We start from the raw sequence: 444 nt of genomic DNA on the forward strand, positions 1-444 counted from the left end.
TCTACTTGAATCGTGCTCGGACGATCTGTTGCATTGTTATCATTCCAAGTCTTCGTTCCTGAAACGGATGTCGTTTTCACTTTATTCGGGATCTTAAGCTTTACGCCTTTTTCAGCATTTGCATCAATTGTAAAAGGCACTTTTACTTGAGGATCAAAATCCACATAGTCTGGAGCTTTAATCTCTGTTATATAGTAATTTCCTGGGTCTAGATTAAGGACCTCAACCATACCTTGTCCATCCGTTGTATAAGTATCGCCAATTTGTTCACCCGATTCCTTATACACCTTAAACGTAACATCTGGAAGGAGTTTTGTTTCATCTCCTTCAATATGCTTCACGATTCTTAACGTTCCTTTAGGAGGTAAATCTCCGTCAGCACCCCCACCTGAGTTTATATTATCAGCCCAGGCCTGCTCTGAAAACGTTACCGGTTGCTCATTT

Annotated in this window: 1 protein-coding gene; it reads right to left on the reverse strand. The window is 40.8% G+C overall.

The genetic code is table 11. The features are described from left to right. Positions 1-444, reverse strand: a 444-nt coding sequence (locus JTF23_RS27480) for a prealbumin-like fold domain-containing protein (RefSeq protein ID WP_215729895.1), incomplete at both ends; no start/stop codon positions are given.

Source organism: Bacillus sp. RIT 809, from assembly GCF_016892495.1.
In the GTDB taxonomy this organism is placed as follows: domain Bacteria; phylum Bacillota; class Bacilli; order Bacillales; family Bacillaceae_G; genus Bacillus_A; species Bacillus_A cereus_U.